A 25,087-nucleotide genomic window follows, 5' to 3' on the forward strand; every position below is an offset into this window, starting at 1 on the left:
GTCAGCGGTCATGGGCATGCTCCAATGCATAGGTGGCAGTCGCGGCGTCGGTGATCAACACGCTGAAAAGCCTTGCACGCAGTGCACCGACGACGACTTGAAATTTCTCGGCCCCCGCAGCAACGCAAATCGCGCGATCGCGCGTTTTCAGGTCCGACAGCGGCAGGCCGATCGTGCGCCCGTCGATTCCGGCGTCGACGATCTCGCCGGTGCGGTCGATGAAACGGCCGACAATGTCGCCCACCGCACCTTTGGCGCGCAGGCTGTCGTATTCATGTTCGAGCAGGTTGCCGGAGTTCAACAGCGCCGAATCCCCATTCAACGCTCCAAGCGAGAAACAGATCGCCTCGACCGATCGCGCGCGGTGCAGCACATCGGCGACGATCCGGTCACGCTCGAGCACCTGGCGGGTTTCGGGCTGGCCGACAATGGCCGGCACGGGCAGCGGGATGAACCGGCCATCGCCCTTGCGCGCGAAGGTCTCGGCCACATCGTTCTGGTGCTGATCGCCGGGGATGGGCGCGACGGCACCATTGATCTGAACGACGTCGACGCCGGCAGCCCACCCGTCCGGCAGCCAGTGCGCAACGGCAGCCATCGTCCGACCCCAGGACACGCCGAACGTCGTCGGCCTTGGTTTGAGCGCGGCCAGATACTGGCCGGCAGCCTTGGCCAAACCTTCAAGTCCACCGGAGCCATCCACATTGTCGGGAAGGACCACCGCATCGGCGAGCCCGAACATGGTGACCAGATCCGTTTCCAGATTCGGGCACCGGTCGCTGCGCGGCACGATTTCGATCCGCACGACGCCCAGATCGCGCGCCTCTTGCAGCAGGCGGCTGACCTGCCAGCGGTTAAGGCCGGTGCGCGATGCAATATCGGTGTGCGTCAGGTCCTGCTGATAAGCCATCCGCGCGACCTGAACCATCAGCTGGTCGCGTCCCTCATCCACCGGGAGGCGATTGGCGGAGCGCGCCTGCTCATTGCTCACGCAATCGTCCTCGCAGCTTACAACGCAAGAGATAACAAAACTGTCTCGGCATCTTCGTCATACGCCTTGGTCTTCCCGAAACTCCGGCGCGCGGGGCGATGGCCGACCGTTTCCCAAACCAAATATCACATCTGTGATATTTGGCAACAGATGTGATGGATTGATCGAACCTTGCCCTTGAGCGCGGTCCGAAACTGGTTGCGTGACCATGCGGGCAGCAATGGCAAGGTCGTCACTCGGAAACACCGAATGCGATGTCGCCGCCAAAGGCACCGCACGGCGATTTGATGTTGCGAAAACTACCGGACGCAGTTGCCCAACCACCCGGAGTCAAAACGGTTTAAAGAGCTGTTGAGACCGGCCTCCAACGCGAAACAGCGAAACATTCGCACGATCCTGGACTCATTGCCGACGTACGGAACGCATTTTTATTATTAAAAAGCAGTACATTATTGTTTATCGAGTTGATTTGTGCTAGCAAGCTGAAAGCGCATGGCGCTCTATTTGTTTTCAAAATTTGAACCTGACCTGGGGAGGTGGCAATGGCTGATCTGCCGGCTGACTTGCGAACTATTGTTGCGCTGAAATCTTGGGAAGACCCCAAGTTTGCAGCCGAATTGAAAGAAAATCCGAAAGGCGCCGTCGAAGGATTGGCCAAGTCGCTCGGGCTTGACGTGAGCGACGTCAATTTCAAGGTCGTCGACGAGGCTTCGGACGAGTATCTTCTCGTCATTCCCGACAATCCGATGGGCGCCAGCCCCGCCGAGATGCGATCGAAGAACTCCGAGGCGGTGATGCTGCGCGGCGGCGGAACCGTGAATTCCTACACCGCCGATTGCGGCTGCGGCAATTCCTACACCGGCGGCTGCTCTTGCGGCAGCGTTTTCGGAACGCCCTGCCTCGCATGCGCAACGGTCCTTCTTTGCTGACGCTCAGGGCTCGACATCCAACCCACTGATTGCAACGCCGGCGGGCCGGTCGATGCGGCCAGCATCGGACCCGCCGGCACCGGGCGTTTGCTTTACCCATGACGATCCGCGTTCCGTTCAGCGTGCTCGGACCTTCCGAGCGGATCTCGGCGGCTGCCCGTGACCTCGGCGAGCCGACTGAAAGCCAGATCGATCGCTTCAGGTGGTGGCAGGACACGTTCTTTGCCAACACGCCACTCTCGATCGATGACTGGTTCCGGGTCGGCGGCGCCTCTTCCGATCGCTTCGCGGCCAGCATCGACCTTGATGGCGAGGTCGCACTGGACACAAGTCGATTCGCCTGGGCCGATACCTATGACCGCCTGCGTGGCGTCAGCGACCATCGGGATCCTGCCGCGGCCGTCGATTTCTCCCACGCGATTCTGCCCGTCTTGAAAGACGCGACCGCGACGCTCGGGACTTCGGGAATTCTCGACGGCTTCCCCCATCGCGATGCGCTTCTGAAGTCGTTCGTTGAGTATCTGGCAAGGCGCCTGCAACCTGCGGCCTTTCCGGCGATCGGGCTCGCGCTGCACTTTGCCAAGATGACGGGGCGCGTGTCGGCGAGATCAGACAAGGCCGCGATGGAAGAGTTCATCGCCGGCCTTCAGTCCGGCCCCGACCGCAAGGCCCTGCTGCAGAACTTTCCGCTCACCGATCGGATGCTGGCCCAGATATCGGCCTTGTCGGTCGACATGCTCGGCGAATTGACGGGCCGTCTCGAGCACGATGCGCCGCAATTGCGCGCTGTGTTCGGCGTCGAGACCGAGGCGCTGTCCGGCATCGATTTCGGCCTCGGCGACCCGCACGCCGGCGGGCGATGCGTCTGCAAGCTGTCGTTCGGCGATCGCCAGATCATGTACAAGCCGAAGTCACTGGCGTCGGACGTGCAGTTTGCGGCGGTTCTCGACAGTCTCAACCCCCATCTTACGAAATCGCTGCGCCACTTCCGGGTTCTGGACCGGACGGCCTATGGCTGGGCCGAGGTGGTGCACTTCAAGCCGTGCTCCAAACCGCAGGAGATCGACGACTATTACGAGCGGCTCGGCGCGATCCTCGCCATTCACTACGCCCTTGGCGCAACCGATGTGCATTTCGAGAACCTGATCGCCTGCGCTGACACGCCGATCGTCGTGGACACCGAAACGATCATCCAAAGACCGCCGCCACGGCCAGCCGACGACGACTGGGCCTACTGGAACTGGCACCATATCATGTCCCGCCATGCGACCGTGCTCGGCGTCGGCCTGCTGCCCGATCTGGCGGTCACGCCGGAGGGCGAGGTCTATGACCTCAGCGGAGCCGGCAGCGTCGGCAGCCAGGCCACCCCGTTCCAGCAGCCCCAGTTCGACGGTTTCGACGACGGCTCGCCCGGCATCTCCTACCGCCCGGCAACATTGGAGGCCAAGGAGAACATGCCCGTGCTCGACGGGGCGCAGAAGGCCGTGGTCGATCATGGACCGGCCTTCTTGCGGGGTTTCGAGAACGGCTATCGGGCGCTGCTGCGCGGCCGTTCGGCGCTGATGGCGGACGATGGTCCGTTGGCACGGTTGGCCCGGGTCGGCATGCGCTGGGTCGCGCGCCCGACCGTCGAATATGCGCTGACGCTGCGGGAATCGTTCCACCCCACCTGCATGCGCGACGGGTATGAGCGCGATGTCTGCTTTGCCAAACTGCTCGACAGCGTCCGCGCCGCGCCCGGCCTGCGCAAGCTGGTGCCGTTCGAAGTCAGGGATCTCTGGCAGGCGGACATCCCGTATTTCAAGTCGGACGGCAACGGGCGGGTCCTTCTGGACGCTTTCGGCAAAGAGGTCGACGCGGCCTACTTCGACACGGACCAACCGGCATTCGTGCGCGAGAGAATGGCGCGATTGTCGCCCGAAGATCTGTCGCGCCAGAAGGCCATCATCGCCGGTGCCATCGGCGCGAGGCAGACGATCGGCGGTCCCGAACAACCCTCCGGCACGATCGAAGGGGAGCGGCGCGATCCCCAGCGGTCCGACATCGTGGACTTGCTGGCGGCCGTGGAGCGCGATCTGACCGAAAGCACACTGGTCATGGACGGCAAGCCCACCTGGTTCGCGCCCGTGCAACGCGGCATGATGAACTATTCCTACGATGCCATCGACCGGTCGCTCTACAGCGGCCTTGCGGGGATCGGGCTCTTCTATGCCGAATATGCGCGTCATGCCGGAGCGGAAAGTTCGTGCCGCGATTTGGCGACAAGCATCTTCGACACGTTGTGCGACGGCCTGCAGACCGCTCCGCCGTACCAGAACCTGTCGGCTTTCGAAGGCGTCGCCGGCGCCGTCTATTCGGTCGCGCGAATGGCGCGATGCCTTGATCTGCGGCCGCGCGGCTTGACGGCCGGGCTCGAAGCCATCCGCGACGGGCTCGACACGGTCGGGCAGTCCGACGTGATATCGGGGACCGCCGGTATCATCCTGACCATGCGCTGCCTGCTCGACACGACGCATGCCGATCAGGCCTACGAGATCATCCGCCTTTGCGCGGAACAACTGGTCAGGGACGCAAACCGCAACGCAGGCACGGCAAGCTGGCCCAGCGGCCCAGACAAGCTGCATCTGAGCGGTTATGCCCATGGCGCGGGCGGCATCGCCGCGGCTCTCAAAGTCGCTGGCGACGTGCTGGACGACGAGGGCCTGCATGAACTGGCCAGGGAGGCCATTGCCTTCGAGAACCGGACATTCGACCGCGCACGGCAGAACTGGCAGGACCAGCGGCCGGACGTGAACATCTCTACCGCCTGGTGCCATGGCGCGATCGGGATCGCCCTGTCGCGCCTGGCACTTCGTGATGTGCTTTCGCCGGACGTCTTTCAGGCCGATCTGGAGCGGGCGCTGGCGGCCATCGCAGACAATGGCGCGGGAGGCAGCCACTGCCTGTGTCATGGATCGATCGGCAATGCGATCGTGCTCGACCGTTGCGGCGAGCGGGGGCAGGCCCTGGCGGCTGCACTGATATCCCAAACGATCGCGCAATATCGCCAAGATGGCCGCTGGCGTTGCGGCGTCGGTGGCCACATGCAAACGCCGGGTCTGATGCTCGGCAAGGCCGGCATCGGCATGGGGCTGATCGAGCATCTGCGCGGCGGCGGCGGTCCCTCGACCCTTCTGCTGGAAGCCTGACCCGACACTCGGCAGCCCGGCGGACTGCGGTGGCGCACAACCATCCGGGCCGTGCGCCCTGCCCCGCAATCGGGCTCCGATCCCGCCATTCCACCCCGCCCAACGCACGGGTCGCCGATATTGGAGAAACACGGCAAGACGCCGGCCTTCAGTGCCGGCCGGCGAGGTGACGGCCGGACAAAGCGCCATCGGTACATTCTGCGTGCCTGAAACTGTCTGGAGCGATACAACCGGATACGACCATGGCGCGATATACTAAAAGAAAACTGAAAAAGTGTCTTTTTTCATCGCATAATTATGAGACTAGGTTGACTCTATTTACGCATTCAATAACATCTGAGACCAGTATCAGAGATTAATATTTAAACTTACAAGTCAAATAGTTGCATCAGGCCCTGTCATGAAGGGCGGGACGGCACGATAAATGATGGCAAGCCTCCGGACCGCAAGCCAAAGCGCCGATTATGTCATGCTCCAGCGAGCCCGTGACGCGCTCATGGGCAGCGACGACGTCCGGAGCGGCCGAGGTCCGTCCATGTTCGACCCCGACGTCGTCTCGTTCGCGCACGGAGAAGGCGTCCGCCGCCCCTATCCCGAGGCGATATCGGCAATGATGCGCGCACTGGCCGATCCCGAAAGCATGCCGCTGGAAAACTACATGTTCCTGCAGCGGTTCACCGAGCTCGAAGAGGCGGTCGCCGCCGAGATGTCGGCGATCGGCGTGCCGGGCGCGCACGCGGCCAATGTCGCGTTCGATGCGGGAACGACGCGGCTGATCATCGCCGCGCTCGAACTGATGACTGAGCCGGGCGACACGGTCGTGACCTTTTCGGGCCACTATCATCCGCTCGCCTCCTGGTGCGCCTATCGCAATCTCGACCTGCACGTGGTTCCAACCAGCGCCGAGGAAGGACATCGGCCGTCGGCGGCGCGGCTTGAAGCGCATCTTTCGGCACTGTCTGCGGCAAGGCCGCCGGTCCTGGTCCTGTTCAATCCGTCGATGACCGGCGCCATTTGCGACCGTGGCGAGATCGAAAGGATCGGCGCGCTGATCGCACGTCACGAGATGTGGGCCATAGAGGATGCGCTGTTCGCCAACTGCACGTTCGGCAAGGGCGCAAGCCCGCAGCGATTGGCGGCAACATCGGCGGCAGACCGTGTTTTGACGGTCGCCGGCGCCAGCAAGCTTCATGGCCTGGCCAATCTGCGGATCGGCTGGGGCTGCGGCGCATCGGCGCTCATCAACCCCTTGCGCGACTACATCACCGCCAGTTCGGCATCGCTACCGCATCTGGTCAAGGTCGCAGCGCTGGCCTCGCTTCGGGCTCCCGGCGGCTTCCGTTCACAGAACGTGCGTGAGATCGGCAGGCGGCTGCAACAGGTTGCGAGAATCGTCGGCCAGATGGACACCCGGCTGCGGACCCTGACGGGCCATCGGGCTCCGCTTCTTGCGGTGGACCACATGCCGGAGGCAGGACACTCGATCCTTCTGGACTTCGGCGGCTTTGTCGATGCGGCCCGCCGGAACGGGCTTCGTTTTTCCGACAGCGCCGATCTGGCCCGCTGGTTCCTGGACAGTTGCAAGGTCGCCTTTTCCCCGGCCCAATCGCACGGGTTCGACGGCTTCCGCCTGCGCGTGAATGTCGCCTCCGTCGGCACGTCGTTCACCTACACGGCCTCGCGCGCGCTGGAAGCCGATTGGGACGATCAATGGTCGCCGGCGCATGAAGCATCCTTCGAAAAGGGTTTTGCCGAAGGCCGGAGCATCATCGACAAGGCCATGACGGACCGGGTCGAGCCGGCCATGGCCCGGGCGCTCACAATCCCGCCGCCAAGCCGACGCCGTTCGTTGAACGGAACGAGGCCGCACGCCGTCAATGGACTCCAAGAAGCGGTCGGGGGCTGCGATGCGGTTCTGATGGATGTCTGGGGCGTTCTGACCGATGGCGAGAAAGCGTTCGAGCCCGGCGTTTCGGCACTGAACCGCCTGATCGAGACGGGCCGGCCCGTGATGCTTTTGTCCAACACCTCCCGGCGCGGAAACGACCTTGCCGAAAAGCTTTCAAGGCTGGGCATTCCGCCGACAAGCTACACCGCGATCATCACCGGCGGCGATCTGGCCTTTGACTGCGCGGTGACGCGGAAGGTCGGCGGTCGCGCATTCGGCGACAACGTTCTTCTGGTGGGCGAACAGCCGGGAGGGCACTGGGCCGAAGAGGCCGGCATGGTCGTCGTCGAGGATGTCGAGATCGCCGATGTTGTGCTTGGATTGGGAATCCTGAACGAGCCCGATATCGGCGATACCCATCTCGACATGTTGCGACGTGCCGCCGGTCGGGGTCTGCCGTTCCTGATCAGCAATGCCGACAGCCGCGTGCGTCTCGGCGACCAGATCCGCATCGGCGCCGGCGCACTGGCGCCGCATTACCGCGCGGCCGGCGGAGAGCCCTACCTTTTCGGAAAGCCGCACGACACGATCTTTGCGGCCGCCATTGCCCATCTTTCCGCGGCGTTCGCGTCCAGGACATTTTCTCCGGAACGGTTGTTGATGGTCGGGGACTCTCTTGCGACCGATATCGGCGGTGCCGCGGCATTCGGTGCGCGCACACTGCTGGTAACCGCGACCGGCATTCACGGGGCCGCATTGCACAAGGGACCCGATGGCGCACTGTGCGACGAAGCGCTGGCACGGCTGTGCGACGAGCATGCCGCGGTGCCCGATGCAACACTGGCGGACATGAGATGGTGACGGCCCCGCGCAAGACGATCCTGGTGCTCGGCGCCGGCGTCATCGGCGGCAATGTGGCCGACCTTCTCACCCGCATGGACGACCGCTTCCGGGTCATCCTCGCCGCGCGCGATGCCGCGCGGGTCGGCGAACGGGCAAACCTGGCGATCACGGTGGCGCTGAATCTTGGCTTCGAGCCGCAGTTGGAGTGGCGCAGCGTCGATGTGACGGACTTGGACGCGACCGCATCGCTGATTGCGGAAACGGCGCCGGATCTGATCGTGAACGCGACAAGCCTGCAGACGTTCTGGGCGATATCGCTGCTGCCCGGGGACATCCACAAGCGCCTGGAACGCGCCAAGATCGGCCCCTGGCTGCCCAATCATCTGGCGACGACCCGTGCCGTCATGCGCGCCGTCGCCGACAGCGGAACCGCCGCGCCCGTCGTCAACGGCTCGTTTCCGGACGGCGTCAATCCGGCGCTCGCGACGGTCGGTCTCGCGCCGCTTGTCGGCGGCGGAAACATCGCCAACCTGATCCCGACGCTCGAGCGCGCCTGCGCCGAAATGCTCGGCGTCGACCGGCGGGAGCTGACGCTGCGCTTTGCGGCCCATCACGTGGCCTGCAACGCGATCTCGAGCACCGGCAAACCCGATCCGGCGCCCTATGCGCTGAGCGTCAGGCACGGAGGCCGCGAAGTGGCCGACGAAATCGACCAGGAAGCGCTCTTTGCCAGCGTGGTGGGCAAGTTCAAGCGCGTCCGGGGCGTTGCAGGACAGGTGGTGGCTTCGTCGGGTATCGCAGCGGTCGCGGCAGCGCTGCTGGACGACGAGCGAACGCACCGGATCCACGTTCCCGGGCCAAACGGGCTTGCCGGCGGATATCCGGCCCATGTCGGCAGTGAGGGTGTCGCGCTCGATTGCGCCGGCGGCTTCGACCAGGACAAGGCGGTCGCGGTCAACGCACAAGGCGCCCATGTCGAGGGCATCGAGGACATACGTCCCGACGGGACCATCGTCTTTGCCGAGGAGGAGATGTCCGTATTGACCGAAACCTTCGGCTATCGATGCCGCGAAATGCACGTCGATGACGTCGATGCGGCCGCCGCCGACTTGCAGGCCCGCTACCGCTCCTTTGCCAGTGAGTTGATGCAGTGAACCAGATACGCAGCGCGCCCGATCCGACGAGCGTCGTCACACTCAACAAGCTTGGCCGCACCACGACGCGGCTCAACGAGATCAATCAACGTTTCGTCGACGCTTCGCGCGACGCGAAACGGCCGGTGCTGGACATTGGCTGCGCCATGGGCGTCGCAGCGCTGGCCGCCCTCGAAACCGGTGCCACCGTGCATGCAAACGATGTCGACGACGAGCATCTGCGCCTGGTCCGGGAAAACGCGCCCGCCGCTTCGCGAGACCGGCTGGTGACCGTCCCGGGCCGCTTCCCCGGCGACCTGCACTACCAGGCTGCCGCATTTGACGTCATCCATGCGTCTAACCTGTTGAACTTTTTGACCGGCCAAGACATCGAAAACGGCTTCGCCGCCATTGCGCGCTGGCTGGCGCCGGGCGGTCTGTTTCTGTCGATATCGGGCTCTCCCTATGCCGGCAACGTTCGCGGCTTCATCCCGGCCTATGAAGCGGCCGTCGCCGCCGGTGCCGACTGGCCCGGCGAATGCGAAGACCTGCCCTCCTATTCGAACGATCCGACTGTCAGCGAACTGCCGCGCTTTCTGCACCTGCTCGATCCGGCGGTGCTCGCGCGATCCGCGCGGCGCGCCGGGCTGACGGTCGAACAGGCGGCGTTCTTCAACCGGCGCGGTACGCCGGACTACATCCGTCTGGACGGCCGCGAAAACGTCATATTGGTCGCGCGCAAGCCCGCCTGAGACGAACGGAGGATCTCAATTGCATCTGTAGCTCAACCGGATACGCGGCTGGAACGGGAAACCCGGAAACTTCGGCTCGCTGATCGTGATTCACCAGGGCATCGTCACGAGAAAGCGGTTCGTATGCGGAACGGCGCCTCCTACGGCTCAAGAGCACCAGCTTTGGGGGCTGGAAGGTGCGGGTTCGAGTCCCGTCAGATGCGCCAAACAAACATCTGCCATTGCCGCGGCGGCGCCGGTGAGCGCCAGCGCCGTTCCGGCGGCAACAAAATCCGACCCGGATAAGAAAGGAGGTGATTACAAATGGCCAAAGTTCCAGCTTTCAACAAAGCTCCAGCGATCGAAGAGATCCGGGCGACGCTCTCTCGAGCAAGCTCGCGCCTCTCGGCGGTTTCGGCGCCACTGGCTAGCCAGTCGGTTCCAGCCGCGGGATTGCCAGTGGCAGGATTGCCACCTGCGGGAATGCCACCTGAAGGCATGCCACCCGCAGGGATGCCACCGCTCAAGGCGGTGCCACTGGCCGATCTCAAGGACGTCGGCGTTCCAGCTGCGCAACCATTCGCACGCGATGCGATGCCAGTTGCCAGCGCTGCGCCAATCGTCTCGAGAGCGCTGGCCAGCCTCGATGCGGTTCCAGCGCGCTAAGCGCGGTGCCGACATGAGGCCCTGACCGACATCCTGGAAAACGGATGAGGATGCCCTGGAGTGATGCCCTGGACAGATGCCCTGGAACAAAGATGCCCTGGATAGGCCGCGGCGATGTCCGCGGCCTTCTTACTCCCGCCAACCGAGCGCGGCGACGCCGCGCAACAGCACACGCCGCAAAAGCGCGTCGCCCTCGACATCGGCATAAAGCGCGTCGCCCTCGGCATCGGCATCGGGCGCCAGGCGCTCGTCGGCGAGCCGGATGAGCTGACGGACCAGAAGTTTGGGTTCGGCCNATCGCATCAACGCCGTTCGCATTGTTGGTTGCGGCGATGGCCCGCGCGATCCGCAACCCCGGATTCAGGTCCTGATCGAGCAAGGCGTCAGGCGAAATGTCGATGCTGTCCTCCAGATCGGCTTCGAGCATCGGTGCCATGACGGCGGCGCGCGCCATGGCGACCGCTTCCTGCGGATCGCCATAAAAGCCCGACCGGGTCAGGACGGCGTCCACCTCATCGCAAAGATCGTCCAGCAAAAGCACCGAGCCTGAACTTGACTTCATGTCCGAGCCTTCGAGGCGAACCAGCTGGTGGGGCACGATCCGGTAGCGTGATGGAAAACCGGTTTGTCGCATGTTTTCCAATGCATCGAGCCGGATTTCGGTGCTCGTGCGCCACTCCTGGCCCATCACATGGACGACAGGATCGGCATCGCTGAACCCGTCGCGCAAACCGTCCCAAAGGGCCAGAGCGCGCAGATGTTCGGTGGGAAAGCCATCGGAGCGCGAAAGCGGGCAGCGGGCGTAATCGGCGCGACCGGTTTCCAGCACGGCGGCGCCTGAGGCCTCGCGAAAGGCCAGCCCCGCGGCGGCCAGCCTGCCGATCGTCGCGTCGGCGCCGGACACGGCATCCGATTCGTAGACAAGCCGCTCAAAACCGATTCCGAGCCGCGCCAGCGTCGCCTCCTGCTCCCGGACCACGCGTTCGATCACCGATTTCCACAGCGCGCGAAGGTCGGGATCATGGGCACGCCAGCGATCGAGCACCATGTCGGCCTCGTCATCGTGCCGCGCGACTTCACGGGCGATCGGCGCGTCGGCCTCCGCCTGGCCATCCGTCGATACCTGAGCGTCGCGCACATAGGTCGCATAGAGTTCGCCAAGGCGCGGGGCCAACGGCCCCGGGGCTGCGAGCGCTGGCCCGGCGCCAGCCGCCATCAGACCCGCCAGTGCCTCGGCAACATTGCGCCCGATGTCGCAGACAACGCTTTGGCATTCCACCTCGGCGCCGAGCGAACGCCAGAGGGCGGCAATGGCACCGCCTATGGCCGCATTGCGAAGATGGCCGACATGGAGCGCCTTGTTGGCATTGGGATCGCAAAAGCACACAACGACGCGGCGCGCGGCATGGGCGCCGGAGGCACGATCGCCACGGGCGTGTCTGTCGAGCAATTCCGATACGAAAGCGTCGGTGAAGCGTATGGCGAGCTTCTGCCTTGCAAGCCGTGCCGTCTCGACCTGCGGGCTCGCCGACAGATCCCGGACAAGTCCCTCGCCCGCGCTCTTGTCGATCTTCGACTTGACGAACACGCTGACATCGAACGGGCCGGCGGCGCCGCGGCGGAAGTCGGTCTGCAGGGCAACCGGGCCCAAGCGGGCGCGCACCTCGGATTCGACGGTATCGAGCAGGCGGCCATCTTCGGGAACGATCTCGATTGCTGCCATGCCGCACCGGTCTTCTTCCATAGCCTTTGCCGGCAGGTCCTGTTTCGAAAAACGCCGACGAGCCTGCAATCTTGGGATGTATTTTGATCAATACAATCCTTGATTGCAAATCCGATGATCGACGCCGGGGATGGGCCGTCTCTCGGGGGCATCAGGCGCAGGCCGGAGGCTGTCTCACACGCAGAAGGAACGCGAGACAATCCGACCGTGCCCGATCCGAATGGCCTTTTCGGGCCGGCACTTGCACAGTCGGTCACTGACACATGTCCGATCGCGTCAACCAAGCGTCGGAATGGCGAATTGAGGCGCGTTGGCTGCATTGGTCGGCCAGCGCGTCGTCGTGGTCTTCATGCGCGTGTAGAAGCGGATGCCTTCCATGCCGTGCATGTTGTGGTCGCTGAAGTTGGACGCCTTCCAGCCGCCGAAGGAATGAAACGCCATCGGGACGGGGATAGGCACGTTGACGCCCACCATGCCGACCTCAATGTCCTGGCTGAACCGGCGCGCCGTATTGCCGTTGGAGGTGAAAACCGCCGTTCCGTTGGCATAATCGTGGCGATGGATCAGCGCGATCGCCTCTTCATACGATGGCCGCCGGACGACCGACAGAACCGGACCGAAAATCTCGTCCTTCCACACGTCCATGTCCGGCGTGACATGATCGAGAAGCGTCGCCCCCATGAAGAACCCGTTCTCGTAACCCTGCCGGTCCTGGCGGAAGTCGCGGCCATCGGTGACGATCCTGGCGCCCTCCTCCTCGCCGCGCCCGACATAGCCGCGAACCCGGTCCAGATGTTCAGCTGTGATCAGCGGCCCCATCTCGGAGGACGGGTCGCTGCCCGGGCCGATCTTGAGCGCCTCGATCTTGGGTACGAGACGCTCGATCAGAGCGTCGGCAACGGCATCGGTGACCGGAACGGCAACAGAGATCGCCATGCAGCGCTCGCCGGCGGAGCCGAAGGCAGCTCCCATCAACGCGTCGGCAGCCATGTCCATGTCGGCGTCCGGCATGATCACGGAATGGTTCTTGGCGCCGCCAAGCGCCTGGACGCGCTTGCCATTGGTCATCGCCGTGCGGTGGATGTACTCCGCAACCGGCGTCGAGCCGACAAAGCTGACCGCGCGCACATCGGGATGATGCAGCAGCGCATCGACGGCCTGCTTGTCGCCCTGAACGACGTTGAAGACACCGTCTGGCAGACCGCATTCGGCAAGCCAGGCGGCCAGCTTGAGCGCCGGGGACGGCACCCGTTCGGACGGTTTGAGGACGAAGGTGTTGCCGCAGGCAAGCGCGACCGGGAACATCCACAACGGCACCATGGTTGGAAAATTGAAGGGTGTGATGCCGGCGCACACGCCCAGCGACTGCCGGATGCTGTGGGTATCGACGTCCGAGCCGACATTTTCCGAGAACTCGCCCTTGAGCAGGTGCGGCGCGCCCACCGCGAACTCCACCACCTCGATGCCGCGTGTGACCTCGCCGAGTGCGTCCGCGTGGGTCTTTCCATGCTCGGCCGAAATCGTCTCGGCAAGCTCGTCGGCACGCTCCCACAACAGCGTCTTGAAACGATCGAGAATGCGGGCACGGCGCAGCGGCGGTGTTTTCGACCAGTCCGGCCAGGCTTTTCGGGCCGCAGCAACGGCGGCTTCGACCTCGCTGCCATCGGCGAGTGCGACCGACTTGTCGGACGCTCCGATCGCCGGGTTGAATACCGGCACCGTGCGCCCGGATGCGCCGTCGCGCATCGCCCCATCCAAATAGTGGCCGATTACCGTCATGTTCTGGCTCCTTCATCCTTGTTGGCTGACGGGCTATCATTTCCTATCATCCACAAATATAGATAATGGAAGCGAACTGTTATCTGAATTCGGATATCAAATGGACTGGGACGATCTCCGCCATTTCCTGGCAGCCGCGCGGGCCGGCCAGATCCTCGGCGCCGCCCGGCGGATGGGCATCAGCCAGTCGACCCTCAACCGGCGCATATCGGCGCTCGAAGAAGACCTCGGCACACGCCTGTTCGAACGCTCGACCAGCGGCAGCACCCTGACCGAGGCCGGATCGCGGCTGCTCGAACACGCCGAACGCATGGAAGCGGAAACCTTGCGGATCCGGGCAGGCCTTGCCGGCCCCGATGCTCCGCTGACCGGAACCGTACGGATCGGCGCGCCCGACGGGTTCGGCGTGGCCTTCCTCGCCGGGCGCATCGGCACGTTCGCCGCGCGCCATCCGCACCTGACGGTGCAGATCGTTCCGGCATCGCGCAACTTTTCCCTGTCGCGGCGCGAAGCCGACATTGCCGTAACCGTGGGGCGGCCATCCAAGGGAAGGCTGCGCGCCAAGAAGCTGACCGACTACACGCTGGGCCTTTATGCGTCCGCCGACTATCTGGCCCGGATGTCGACGCCCCGCACCCACGACGATCTTCGGAACCATACACTGATCGGCTATGTCGACGACCTGATCTTCGCTTCGCAACTGGATTTCGCCGTCGATCTGCCGGTGAAGTGGCAATCGCGGATCGAGGTGTCGGGCGCCACAGGCCAGTTCGAAGTCGCGCGCGCCGGCGCGGGCATCGGCATCCTGCACCGCTTCATGGCCGAGGACGACCCGGCGCTGGTCCGGGTTCTGCCGGAGATCGCGCTGACGCGCAGCTATTGGGCCGTCTGGCACGAAAGCCATCATGCCAGCCGCCGCGTGCGGGCCGTCATCGACTTCCTGGACGAGGCCGTGCGCGATGCCAGAAGCTGTTTCTGACGCCGACGCCAGCCGCCGCGGCGCCGTCAAACGGGCACGAAAGAACTGACCCGTTTAAGGCAGCGCAGCGAAAAGCTCGACTTGGAGTGCCGCAGACCTGCGATCTTGAACAAACGCTCGCGCAGGAACTCCTCGACACCGCGTGTCCCATCGGCGACGATCTTGACATGGAAGTCGTGATCGCCCGCCATGAGATGGACCTCGAGCACCTCGGGAAAATCGGCCATTGCCTTGCCGAACGCCTCAAGCACGCCGGTTTCGTGCTGGTCGAGCGAGACTTCCACCATGACCGTTTCGCCGACACCGAGGGCTTCATGATTGAGGACCGCGGTGTAGCCGGCGATGACGCCCTTCTCCTCCAGACGTTTGACCCGCTGCCAGCACGGGCTCGCCGACAATCCGACGGCCTTGGCCAGTTCGGCATTGGTCAGACGACCGTTCGCAACCAAGGCCCTGAGGATGCGACGATCGATTTCGTCAATTGGTTTCGACACGGTTGATTCTCATGTTGTTTCCATATTTCGAAAAAGATAATTCTGCGAAAACGTGGAATTGGCAAGCGATAAAGGAGCACATTTCTCGTAGGCTGGGCTAGTCTTCCGAGACGGAAAGCCCTGCCGGGTACGCATTGGGAGCAGCAGTTTGGACTTCGCGCTTTCCGAGGGGCAGCAAATGCTCTTCGACACGGCCTTCGAATTCGGTCAGGAACAGATCGCGCCGCACGCCCAAGCCTGGGAGCGCGCGGGCACGATCCCGCGAGAGCTGCTCGAAAACGCCGGCGCGCTTGGTTTCGGCGCCCTTTATGTGCCCGAACAAATGGGCGGGGCGGGTTTGTCACGCCTTGACGCGACGCTCGTGTTCGAGGCGCTGTCGGCGGCGTGCCCGTCTGTTGCAGCCTTCATCTCGATCCACAACATGTGCACACACATGGTCGCGCACAATGGCACCGACGCGTTCAAGGAAGCATGGCTGGAGAGCATGACCTCCATGCAGTCGATCGCCTCTTACTGCCTGACCGAGCCGGGCTCCGGGTCCGATGCGGCGGCGCTGCGGACCAGAGCAGTCAAATCCGGCGGAGCCTATACATTGAACGGCACCAAGGCGTTCATATCGGGTGGCGGGTTTTCCGATCTCTATCTGGTCATGTGCCGCACCGGCGAGGACGGCCCGCGCGGCATTTCGGCGATCGTCGTCCCCGACGGCGCCGATGGGCTGAGCTTCGGCGCGGCGGAGCGCAAGATGGGCTGGCGCGCCCAACCGACCGCGCAAGTGCAACTCGACGACTGCACCGTGCAGGAGAGCCATCTGCTGGGCGCGGAGGGGGAAGGCTTCGCGCTCGCCATGGCGGGCCTGGACGGCGGGCGGCTGAACATCGCAGCCTGCGCGCTGGGGGGTGCGCAGGCCGCCTTGCGCACGGCGCTCGACTATGTCGGCGAGCGCCAGGCGTTCGGCCGGACCATCGACCAGTTCCAGGGATTGCAGTTCCGCCTCGCCGACATGGAAACCGAGTTGCAGGCCGCGCGCGTCTTCCTGCGGCAGGCCGCGTGGAAACTCGACACGAAGGGCCATGACGCGACCGTCCACTGCGCCATGGCCAAGCGCTTCGTCACCGACACCGCCTTTCGTGTCGCCAACGATGCTTTGCAGCTTCTCGGCGGCTATGGCTATCTTGAGGATTACGGCATCGAGAAGATCGTTCGCGACCTGCGCGTCCACCAGATTCTCGAAGGCACGAACGAGATCATGCGCATCATCACGGCGCGATCGCTTCTGCGGGAGCGTGGAAGCCGATGACCGAAGAACCGGAAATCCTGATCCGGCGGCAGGGCCGCGTCGGCCATATCACGCTGAACAGGCCAAAGGTGCTGAACGCGCTGTCGCCGGCCATGATTGAGGCCATCTCGAATGCGCTGTCCGACTGGGCTCGCGATCGCGACATTGCGATGGTGCTGATCGATGCGGCGGGCGAGCGTGCCTTCTGCGCGGGCGGCGACATCAATGTGCTGTATGAGCGCGCCCTTGCGGGCGATCACGAATTCGGTCGGGCTTTCTGGCGCGCCGAGTACCGCATGAACGCGCAGATCGCGCATTTCCCCAAACCCTTCGTTGCCCTTGTCCACGGCATCGTCATGGGCGGCGGCGTTGGCGTGTCGCTGCACGGCTCTCACCGCGTCGTTGCCGACACGGTCACCTTCGCCATGCCCGAATGCGCGATCGGGCTGATCCCCGATGTCGGCGCATCGCTGCTGCTCGGGCGCACGCCGGGGCATTTCGGCGAGTTTCTCGGTTTGACCGGGCGCCGTCTGGATGCCGCCGAGATGGTGCATTGCGGTCTGGCCGACCAGATCGTCGCGGCCGGAACGATGGACGATCTGCGTGCCGCGCTGCTCGAAAGCGGCGATCCGGCGGAGGCAAAGAAGTTTGCGGTCGATCCCGGCCATGCGGCCATCGCCGCCGAGAAGTCCTCGATCAACGCGGTGTTCGGTCTTGAGACCATCGAACTGATCCATGAGGCATTGCGCGCGCTGGACAATGGCTGGGGCGCAGAGGTCCGGGGTCAACTCGATGCGGGCTCGGTGCTGTCCCAGCACATCGCCCTGTCGACGATCCGCAAGGCGCGCCGGCACGGATCGGTCGTTGCCGCCCTCCGGGACGAATTCAGGTTCACGTCGCGGGCGACCGAACGCGCCGAACTGATCGAAGGCATCCGCGCCGCCGTCATCGACAAGGACCGCAATCCGCAATGGCGCTACAGGACGCTGCAAGACGTGCCGGACGCGCTGCTTTCCGAGTTTTCCGACAAGGCGCCCGGCGGAGACTTTTCCTATCTGGAGCGACCCGCATGAAGATCGCATTCCTCGGACTTGGCAATATGGGCGCACCGATGGCGCGCAACCTCGTCGCCGCCGGACATGATCTGATCGGTTTCGACGCCCAGTTGACCGCGGTCGACGGGATCGAACTCGCTGCGTCGGCAACCGACGCCGTCGCCGATGCCGAGGCGGTGATCACCATGCTCCCCAACGGCGACATCCTGCGCCAGGTCTATGCGCACATCGTTCCGGCGGCGCCCGCCGGGAGCCTTTTTGTCGACTGCACGACCGCCGATGTGGACAGTGCGGTCGCCGCGGCCCGTGAAGCCGAACAAGCCGGACATCTGGCGCTGGATGCCCCGGTATCCGGCGGCGTTGCAGGGGCGCAGGCCGGCACGCTGACATTCATGGTCGGCGGCTCGCCGGCCGCATTCGAGCGGGCCGCGCCACTGCTCGACACGATGGGTCAGCGCGCCATTGCCTGCGGCCCGTCCGGCTCGGGACAGGCAGCCAAGATCTGCAACAACATGCTGCTCGGCATCACCATGGCCGGCACCTGCGAGGCGATCGCTCTGGCCGACAGTCTCGGGCTCGACCGGCAGGCCTTCTTCGACGTGGTCTCGACGTCGTCGGGCCAGTGCTGGTCGGTCAACACCTACTGCCCGATGCCGGGCATCGGACCCGCCTCCCCGGCCGACAATGATTACAAGCCCGGCTTTGCCGCCGAACTGATGCTCAAGGATCTCGACTTGAGCCAGAAGGCCGCCGGCGCGTCCGGAACCGCGACGCCGCTTGGAGCGACGGCATCCGATCTCTACAGGGCGTTCGTGGAAGGCACCGGCACGGGCAAGGATTTCTCCGCGATCCTCAAACATATCGAAGCCATGAAGAGGCGGTCATGAGCGGGCCTGCGATCGTCTGGGAACGGCGCGACCGCGTCCTGCTGATCACCCTCAACCGACCCCGGCAGCTCAACGCGCTCAATCGGGACACGGTGCGCGAGCTCAACGCGCTGCTGGTGCCGGCGGACAAAGACCCGGCGCTCGGCTGCGTGGTCATTACCGGCAACGACAAGGCATTCGCCGCCGGCGCGGACATCAAGGAGATGCAGGACAAGTCCTATCAGGCCATGGCGCGCGACGATCATTTCGCCGAATGGGAGACATTTGCCCGCCTGCGCACACCGCGCATCGCCGCCGTCAACGGCTACGCGCTGGGTGGTGGCTGCGAACTGATGCTGATGTGCGATTTCGCGATCGCCGGCCGCTCGGCGAAATTCGGCCTGCCGGAGATCAAGCTCGGTGTCATGCCGGGCATGGGCGGCACGCAGCGGCTGCCCCGGCTGGTGGGTCGCGCGCTGGCCATGGATCTGATTCTGACAGGCCGGATGATGGACGCCGCCGAGGCGCTCGCCGCCGGCCTTGTTGCGCGCCTCGTCGATGACGATGCGGTCGTGGAAACCGCCTTGAAGGCGGCCGAGACCATCGCCGGCTATTCGAAACCGGCCACGCTTCTGGCCCGCGATGCCGTGAACCGTGCCGACGAGGTCTCGCTGTCGGAAGGCGCACTCTTCGAACGCCGGGTGTTTCACTCGCTTTTTGCGACCGAAGACCAGCGCGAGGGCATGGCGGCCTTCGTCGAGAAGCGGAAGCCGACCTTCACCGGCAGCTGAGACTGCCCGACCAACTCGGAGGAGCAAGCGATGGACATCGGAGCACACACCCCTGTCGTCGTTGCCGGCGGCGCGTCGGGCCTGGGATCGGCGGTCGTCCGGCATTTCGCCGGCCTTGGCGCACCGGTCGGTTTTCTGGATCGTGACGAGGCTGCGGGCAAAGACCTCGCAGACGAGCTGGACGCCGTTTTCGCGCCGGCCGATGTGTCCGACTGGGACAGCGTGAACGCAGCGCTTTCGGCCCTGCGTGCGGTGAACGGTCAGGAGCGCATCTGCGTCAACTGCGCCGGGATCGCGCCCGCCGCGCGAACGGTCTCGCGCAGCGGCGCGCACGATCCGGCGCTTTTCGCCAAGGTCGTCGCGGTCAATCTCGTGGGGACCTTCAATGTCGCAACGCTCAGCGCAACGGGGATGAGCACGCTCGAGCCGGCCAACGAAGACGGCGAGCGCGGCATCATCATCAACACGGCCTCCGTCGCCGCCTTCGAGGGGCAGATCGGCCAGGTGGCCTATGCCGCTTCCAAGGGCGGTGTGGCAGCAATGACGCTGCCTATGGCGCGCGATCTTGCTGGGGTCGGCATCCGTGTCGTCACTCTGGCACCTGGCATTTTCGCGACGCCGATGGTCTCGGCTTTTTCGACCGAGGTTCAGGACGCGCTCGCCCAAAGCGTGCCGTTCCCGCGCCGGCTCGGCCAGCCCGAGGAATTCGCCCGCATGGCCGCCGCGCTGGTCGAAACGACGATGATGAATGGCGAGGTCGTGCGCATCGACGGCGCCATCAGAATGCAGCCGAGATAGAAAGACGATGACCGATCATCCCCTCAGCCTCCATGTCCCGGAGCCGGGCTGCCGGCCCGGCGACGAGCCCGACTTCTCCGACTTCGAAGTGCCGAAGGCCGGTGCGGTCCGCAGGCCGGCCATCGACGAGGCGCCCGAAAAGATGCGCGACATGGCGTTTTCCATCGTCCGCGTCCTCAACCGCAAGGGCGAGGCGGTCGGTCCGTGGGCCGGCACGCTGTCGGGAGACGAGCTCAAGCAAGGACTGCGGGACATGATGACGCTGCGGCATTTCGACGACCGCATGCTCAAGGCGCAGCGGCAGGGCAAGACGAGCTTCTATGCCCAGCATCTGGGCGAGGAAGCGGTCGCCTGCGCCTTTCGCCGGGCGCTGGAAGACGGCGACATGAACTTTCCGACCTATCGGCAGGCGGGGCTTCTCATCGCCGGCGGCTACCCGCTGGAGACGATGATGAACCAGATCTTCTCCAATGCCCGCGATCCGCTCGAAGGCCGGCAGCTGCCGATCTTCTATTCCTCAAAAGACCACGGCTTCTTCACGATCTCGGGCAATCTGGGCACCCAGTTCATCCAGGCCGTGGGCTGGGCGATGGCGTCGGCGATCTCGGGCGACACGCGCATTGCGGCGGGCTGGATCGGCGACGGGTCCACCTCCGAAAGCGACTTTCACGCCGCCATGGTGTTCGCGTCGACTTACAAGGCGCCGGTGGTTCTGAACGTCGTCAACAATCAGTGGGCGATCTCCACTTTCCAGGGCATGGCGCGCGGCAATGCCGGCACGTTCGCCGCGCGCGGGCACGGCTTCGGCATTCCGTCGATCCGGGTCGACGGCAACGATTTTCTCGCCGTTCACGCCGTCGCCAAATGGGCGGCGGCTCGGGCCCGCGCCGGGCACGGACCGACGCTGATCGAGCATGTGACCTATCGCGCCGGTGCGCACTCGACCTCCGACGATCCCGCCGCCTACCGGACCAAGCACGAATTCGATGCCTGGCCGCTCGGCGATCCGGTCGCCCGGCTCAAGGCGCATCTGGTCACGCTGGGCATCTGGTCGGACGAGCGGCACATCCAGGCCGACGCCGAAATCCTCGACGAGGTCATGGCCGCGCAGAAGAAGGCCGAGGCCTGCGGCACGATGATCTCGGGTCCCGCGCCCTCGCCGCGCAGCATGTTCGAGCGTGTCTATGCGGAGATGCCCGACCATCTGCGGCGGCAGCGTCAGGAAGCGGGGTACTGACATGGCGCAAATGACGATGATCGAGGCCATTCAGAGCGCCCATGACGTCGCCATGGACCGGGACGAACGGGTCGTCGTCTTCGGCGAGGATGTCGGCTATTTCGGCGGCGTGTTCCGCTGCACGGCCGGGCTTCAGGAGAAATATGGCAGCCATCGCTGCTTCGATGCGCCGATCAATGAAAGCGGTATTGTCGGTGCGGCGATCGGCATGGCCGCCTACGGATTGAAACCGGTCGTCGAAATCCAGTTCGCCGACTACATGTACCCGGCTTACGACCAGATCGTCAGCGAAGCGGCGCGCATCCGTCACCGCTCCAATGGGGACTTCACCTGCCCGCTCGTCATCCGCATGCCCACCGGCGGCGGCATCTTTGGCGGCCAGACCCACAGCCAAAGCCCCGAAGCGCTTCTCACCCATGTGTCGGGTCTCAAGGTCGTCATCCCGTCCAATCCGCGCGATGCCAAGGGGCTCTTGATGGCGGCGATCGACGATCCCGATCCGGTGATCGTTCTCGAGCCCAAGCGCCTTTATAACGGCCCGTTTGACGGGCATCACGACCGTCCCGTCGTGCCGTGGAAGAAGCATGCGCTCGGCGATGTCGATGACGGCCATTTCTCGATACCGCTCGGCGAAGCCGCCATCTACCGCCCCGGTTCCGATCTGACCGTCCTGACCTACGGCACGATGGTCTACGTCGCCGAGGCGGCCGCGAACGAGACCGGACTCGACGTCGAGATCATGGATCTGCGGACCCTTTTGCCTCTCGATATGGATGCCATTGAAACATCGGTCGCCAAGACGGGCCGGTGCGTGATCATCCATGAAGCGACGCGGACATCGGGCTTTGGCGCGGAACTGAGCGCCGTCGTCCAGGAAACCTGTTTCTACGCGCTCGAAGCGCCGGTCACGCGCGTCTGCGGCTGGGACACGCCCTACCCGCATGCACAGGAATGGGCCTATTTCCCCGGCCCCGATCGTGTCGCCGCAGCGTTCCGTGCCGTCATGGAGGCCTGATCATGGGTGTCTACACCATCATGTTGCCCGATGTCGGCGAAGGGATCGCCGAGGCCGAACTGGTCGAATGGAACGTCGCCGTCGGCGACACGGTCCGGGAGGACGATGTGCTCGGCACGGTGATGACCGACAAGGCCGCCGTCGAGGTGCCGTCGACGGTGACCGGCCGTGTCGTCTGGCTGGCCGGCCAACCGGGCGACACACTCGCCATCGGGTCGAAATTCATCCAGCTCGATATCGACGGCGAAGGCGACGACGAACCGGCCGGCGACGATGCGCCTGCCGCCGAAGCCAAAGCCGAAGAAGAAGCCGTTCTTGAAGCCGCTTCCGCCGCACCTGCCGAACCCGAGCCGCAGCCGGCTGGACGAGGATCGCCATCCCCGGAACCGCAACCGGTGCCCCGGCGAGCCGAACGGGCGCCCGCGCCGGTCCCGAGACCGCTTGCCGCGCCAGCGATCCGCAAGCGGGCGCGCGAGGCCGGTGTCGATCTGCGGCAGGTCGCCGGCACCGGACCTGCGGGCCGGATCGGCCATGACGATCTCGATGCCTTCATCGCCGGTGGAGGGCGACAGGGCGCTGGCAAGGTGCGCCGGCTTGCGACCGGTACGACGACGCGCAAGGTGGTCGGCATGCGCCGCCGCATCGCCGAGAAGATGGCGCTTTCCAAGAGCCGCATCCCGCACATCACGATCGTCGAGGAGATCGACGTCACCGCGCTCGAGGCGCTGCGCGCCCAGCTGAACGCCCAACACGCGCCCGAGCGCGGCAAGCTGACCGTGCTGCCGTTCATTGCGACCGCGCTGGTGCGCGGCATCGAAGCCCATCCGGGCATGAATGCCCGCTTCGACGATGAAGCCGGAGAGATCGAGGAACACGCGGCCGTGCATATCGGCATCGCCACCCAGACAGAAGCCGGCCTCGCCGTGCCCGTCATCAGCCATGCCGAGGCGCGGACCCTGTGGGACCTTGCCGCCGAGATCGACCGGCTGGCGACCACGACCCGCGACGGCAAGGCGACCCGCGACGAGCTGACCGGATCGACGATCACGATCACGTCGCTCGGGCCCCTCGGCGCGATTGCGACGACGCCGATCATCAACCATCCCGAGGTCGCAATTGTCGGCGTGAACAAGATGGCGATGCGCCCGATCTGGGACGGCGCGGCGTTTCAGCCACGCATGATGATGAACCTGTCCTGTTCGTTCGATCACCGCGTGATCGACGGCTGGGACGCCGCCAATTTCGTCCGCACGCTCAAGACGCATCTGGAAACGCCGGCGCTCCTGTTCATGGAGGCCGGGCAATGAGCGCCGGCACGTGCGGCCTGCTGGTGCTGGGCGCGGGTCCGGGGGGCTATGTCTGCGCGATCCGTGCCGGGCAGATTGGCATCGACACCGTCATCGTCGAGGAAACAGCGCCCGGCGGAACGTGCCTGAATGTCGGCTGCATCCCCTCCAAGGCACTGATCCACGCGGCCAACGAGTTCCACAAGATTACGCACGCATCGGACCAGTCCGCCCTTGGAATCAAGGTGGCCGATCCGACCATCGACCTTGGCAAGACGGTCGACTGGAAGGATGCGATCGTGCGCCGCCTGAATGGAGGCGTCGAAGGTCTTTTCAGGAAGGCCGGCGTGCGCCTCGTCCGTGGACGCGGTGAAATCCTCGACGGCAAGACGGTTCGGGTCGTTACGGAGGATGACGAGGAGACGATCCAGACGGAAGCACTGGTGCTGGCCACCGGATCGGCGCCGGCGGCGCTGCCCACGCTGCCCTTCGGCGGCAAGGTCATCAGTTCGACCGAAGCGCTGTCCCTGGCCGAGCCGCCGTCCGCGCTGGCGGTCGTCGGCGGCGGCTATATCGGGCTCGAACTGGGAACGGCCTATGCCAAGCTCGGCTCGCGCGTGACGGTCATCGAGGCCGAAGAGCGCATACTGCCGCAATATGATGCCGCGATCACCCGCCCGGTTGAACAGAGCCTTGAACGTCTGGGGGCGACGGTCCTGACCCGCACCAAAGCGCTGGAGCCCACCAAGAAAGGACTTCGCGTCGACCATGCCGCCGATGGTCCGCGCGAGATCGAAGCGGACCGGATCCTCGTTACGACCGGCCGGACGCCGCGCATCCGCGAGGCCGGCATCGATGGCCTTGCCCTGACGATAACGCAAGACGGTTTCATCGCGATCGACGACCGCTGCGCGACCTCCATGCGTGGCGTCTACGCGATCGGCGACATCACGGGCGATCCGATGCTGGCGCACAAGGCCATGGCACAGGGCGAGCTTGTCGCGGAGGTCGTGGCCGGGCATCGCGCGCGGTGGGACCGTACCTGTATCCCGGCGGTGTGCTTCACCGATCCCGAGATCGTCACCTGCGGGCTGCTTCCCGATGAGGCGGCGGAACAGGGATTCGACGTTGCCGTCGGCCAGTTCCCGCTCGCCGCCAGCGGACGCGCCATGACCATGGAGGCTGCGTCGGGCTTCGTGCGGGCCCTCGCCGAGCGCGGCACCGGTCGCATCCTCGGTTTGCAGGCGGTCGGCCGCGACATTTCCGAACTGTCAACGGCGTTTGCGGTCGCCATCGAAATGGGCGCCGTTGTTGACGATATTTCCGGTGTCATTCACGCCCACCCGACCTTGGGCGAAGGACTGCAGGAAGCCTGTTTCGCCATCGGCGGCAAGGCGATCCACGTCTAGCGGACAA

19 protein-coding genes and 1 tRNA gene are annotated in these 25,087 nt (G+C 64.9%); 16 read left to right on the forward strand and 4 right to left on the reverse strand.

The genetic code is table 11. The features are described 5' to 3' along the window. Nucleotide 1: 1 nt before the first annotated feature. A complete protein-coding gene (locus DEM25_RS09600) occupies nucleotides 2–991 on the reverse strand; it encodes a sugar-binding transcriptional regulator (RefSeq protein ID WP_109766564.1) in 990 nt (329 codons plus the stop codon). Between the two features lie 542 nt (nucleotides 992–1,533). On the opposite strand from DEM25_RS09600, the gene DEM25_RS09605 reads away from it, so the two are divergent. From DEM25_RS09605 to DEM25_RS17780, 6 genes are all read left to right on the forward strand, one after another. Further along, a complete protein-coding gene (locus DEM25_RS09605) occupies nucleotides 1,534–1,920 on the forward strand; it encodes a hypothetical protein (RefSeq protein ID WP_158585225.1) in 387 nt (128 codons plus the stop codon). A 98-nt stretch (nucleotides 1,921–2,018) separates the two neighbouring features. Beyond that, nucleotides 2,019–5,108, forward strand: coding sequence for a type 2 lanthipeptide synthetase LanM (lanM, locus tag DEM25_RS09610; protein WP_109766562.1), 3,090 nt, complete (start codon nucleotides 2,019–2,021; stop codon nucleotides 5,106–5,108). Nucleotides 5,109–5,643: 535 nt separating this feature from the next. Beyond that, nucleotides 5,644–7,857 carry a TIGR01459 family HAD-type hydrolase gene (locus DEM25_RS09615; protein ID WP_158585226.1) on the forward strand — a complete coding sequence of 738 codons (2,214 nt, stop codon included), beginning with the start codon at nucleotides 5,644–5,646 and terminating at the stop codon, nucleotides 7,855–7,857. Next, nucleotides 7,851–8,993: a saccharopine dehydrogenase NADP-binding domain-containing protein gene (locus DEM25_RS09620; protein WP_109766560.1), complete on the forward strand. Its 1,143-nt coding sequence runs from the start codon at nucleotides 7,851–7,853 to the stop codon at nucleotides 8,991–8,993. Before DEM25_RS09615 ends, DEM25_RS09620 begins: the two co-directional genes overlap by 7 nt. Continuing rightward, on the forward strand, nucleotides 8,990–9,724 hold the full coding sequence (locus tag DEM25_RS09625) for a class I SAM-dependent methyltransferase (protein WP_109766559.1): 735 nt from the start codon (nucleotides 8,990–8,992) through the stop codon (nucleotides 9,722–9,724). Before DEM25_RS09620 ends, DEM25_RS09625 begins: the two co-directional genes overlap by 4 nt. 21 nt (nucleotides 9,725–9,745) lie before the next feature. After that, a tRNA-Pro gene (locus DEM25_RS17780) sits at nucleotides 9,746–9,930 on the forward strand. Nucleotides 9,931–10,250: 320 nt separating this feature from the next. Here DEM25_RS17780 and argS read toward each other — a convergent pair. Together argS and DEM25_RS09635 are read right to left on the reverse strand one after the other, a co-directional pair. Next, nucleotides 10,251–12,113, reverse strand: a complete 1,863-nt coding sequence (argS, locus tag DEM25_RS09630; RefSeq protein WP_120222701.1) for an arginine--tRNA ligase domain-containing protein — start codon at nucleotides 12,111–12,113, stop codon at nucleotides 10,251–10,253. A gap of 255 nt (nucleotides 12,114–12,368) precedes the next feature. After that, complete coding sequence (locus DEM25_RS09635) at nucleotides 12,369–13,871, reverse strand: CoA-acylating methylmalonate-semialdehyde dehydrogenase (protein WP_109766557.1); 1,503 nt, start codon at nucleotides 13,869–13,871, stop codon at nucleotides 12,369–12,371. Between the two features lie 100 nt (nucleotides 13,872–13,971). On the opposite strand from DEM25_RS09635, the gene DEM25_RS09640 reads away from it, so the two are divergent. Further along, nucleotides 13,972–14,850: a LysR family transcriptional regulator gene (locus DEM25_RS09640; RefSeq protein ID WP_109766556.1), complete on the forward strand. Its 879-nt coding sequence runs from the start codon at nucleotides 13,972–13,974 to the stop codon at nucleotides 14,848–14,850. A 26-nt stretch (nucleotides 14,851–14,876) separates the two neighbouring features. On the opposite strand, the gene DEM25_RS09645 is transcribed toward DEM25_RS09640, so the two are convergent. After that, nucleotides 14,877–15,344, reverse strand: a complete 468-nt coding sequence (locus DEM25_RS09645; protein WP_109766555.1) for an Lrp/AsnC family transcriptional regulator — start codon at nucleotides 15,342–15,344, stop codon at nucleotides 14,877–14,879. 148 nt (nucleotides 15,345–15,492) lie between these two features. Between DEM25_RS09645 and DEM25_RS09650 the strand changes: the two genes are divergently transcribed. Genes DEM25_RS09650 through lpdA form a run of 9 tightly spaced genes read left to right on the forward strand, consistent with a single transcriptional unit; the run spans nucleotide 15,493 to nucleotide 25,080 of the window. Then, nucleotides 15,493–16,644: an acyl-CoA dehydrogenase family protein gene (locus DEM25_RS09650; RefSeq protein WP_109766554.1), complete on the forward strand. Its 1,152-nt coding sequence runs from the start codon at nucleotides 15,493–15,495 to the stop codon at nucleotides 16,642–16,644. Then, complete coding sequence (locus DEM25_RS09655) at nucleotides 16,641–17,696, forward strand: enoyl-CoA hydratase/isomerase family protein (protein WP_109766553.1); 1,056 nt, start codon at nucleotides 16,641–16,643, stop codon at nucleotides 17,694–17,696. The genes DEM25_RS09650 and DEM25_RS09655 overlap by 4 nt, the downstream gene beginning before the upstream one ends. Further along, nucleotides 17,693–18,565, forward strand: a complete 873-nt coding sequence (gene mmsB, locus DEM25_RS09660) for a 3-hydroxyisobutyrate dehydrogenase (RefSeq protein WP_109766552.1) — start codon at nucleotides 17,693–17,695, stop codon at nucleotides 18,563–18,565. Before DEM25_RS09655 ends, mmsB begins: the two co-directional genes overlap by 4 nt. Further along, nucleotides 18,562–19,335, forward strand: a complete 774-nt coding sequence (locus DEM25_RS09665; protein ID WP_109766551.1) for an enoyl-CoA hydratase-related protein — start codon at nucleotides 18,562–18,564, stop codon at nucleotides 19,333–19,335. The genes mmsB and DEM25_RS09665 overlap by 4 nt, the downstream gene beginning before the upstream one ends. Nucleotides 19,336–19,365: 30 nt before the next feature. Then, on the forward strand, nucleotides 19,366–20,133 hold the full coding sequence (locus tag DEM25_RS09670; protein ID WP_109766550.1) for an SDR family NAD(P)-dependent oxidoreductase: 768 nt from the start codon (nucleotides 19,366–19,368) through the stop codon (nucleotides 20,131–20,133). A gap of 7 nt (nucleotides 20,134–20,140) precedes the next feature. Next, nucleotides 20,141–21,370, forward strand: coding sequence for a 3-methyl-2-oxobutanoate dehydrogenase (2-methylpropanoyl-transferring) subunit alpha (locus tag DEM25_RS09675; protein ID WP_109766549.1), 1,230 nt, complete (start codon nucleotides 20,141–20,143; stop codon nucleotides 21,368–21,370). Between the two features lies 1 nt (nucleotide 21,371). Next, nucleotides 21,372–22,385, forward strand: coding sequence for an alpha-ketoacid dehydrogenase subunit beta (locus tag DEM25_RS09680; RefSeq protein ID WP_109766548.1), 1,014 nt, complete (start codon nucleotides 21,372–21,374; stop codon nucleotides 22,383–22,385). Nucleotides 22,386–22,387: 2 nt separating this feature from the next. Beyond that, nucleotides 22,388–23,692: a dihydrolipoamide acetyltransferase family protein gene (locus DEM25_RS09685; protein ID WP_109766547.1), complete on the forward strand. Its 1,305-nt coding sequence runs from the start codon at nucleotides 22,388–22,390 to the stop codon at nucleotides 23,690–23,692. Beyond that, nucleotides 23,689–25,080 carry a dihydrolipoyl dehydrogenase gene (lpdA, locus tag DEM25_RS09690; protein WP_109766546.1) on the forward strand — a complete coding sequence of 464 codons (1,392 nt, stop codon included), beginning with the start codon at nucleotides 23,689–23,691 and terminating at the stop codon, nucleotides 25,078–25,080. Before DEM25_RS09685 ends, lpdA begins: the two co-directional genes overlap by 4 nt. The last annotated feature ends 7 nt before the right edge of the window (nucleotides 25,081–25,087 follow it).

It is taken from the genome of Oceaniradius stylonematis, assembly GCF_003149475.2.
GTDB lineage: Bacteria > Pseudomonadota > Alphaproteobacteria > Rhizobiales > Rhizobiaceae > Roseitalea > Roseitalea stylonematis.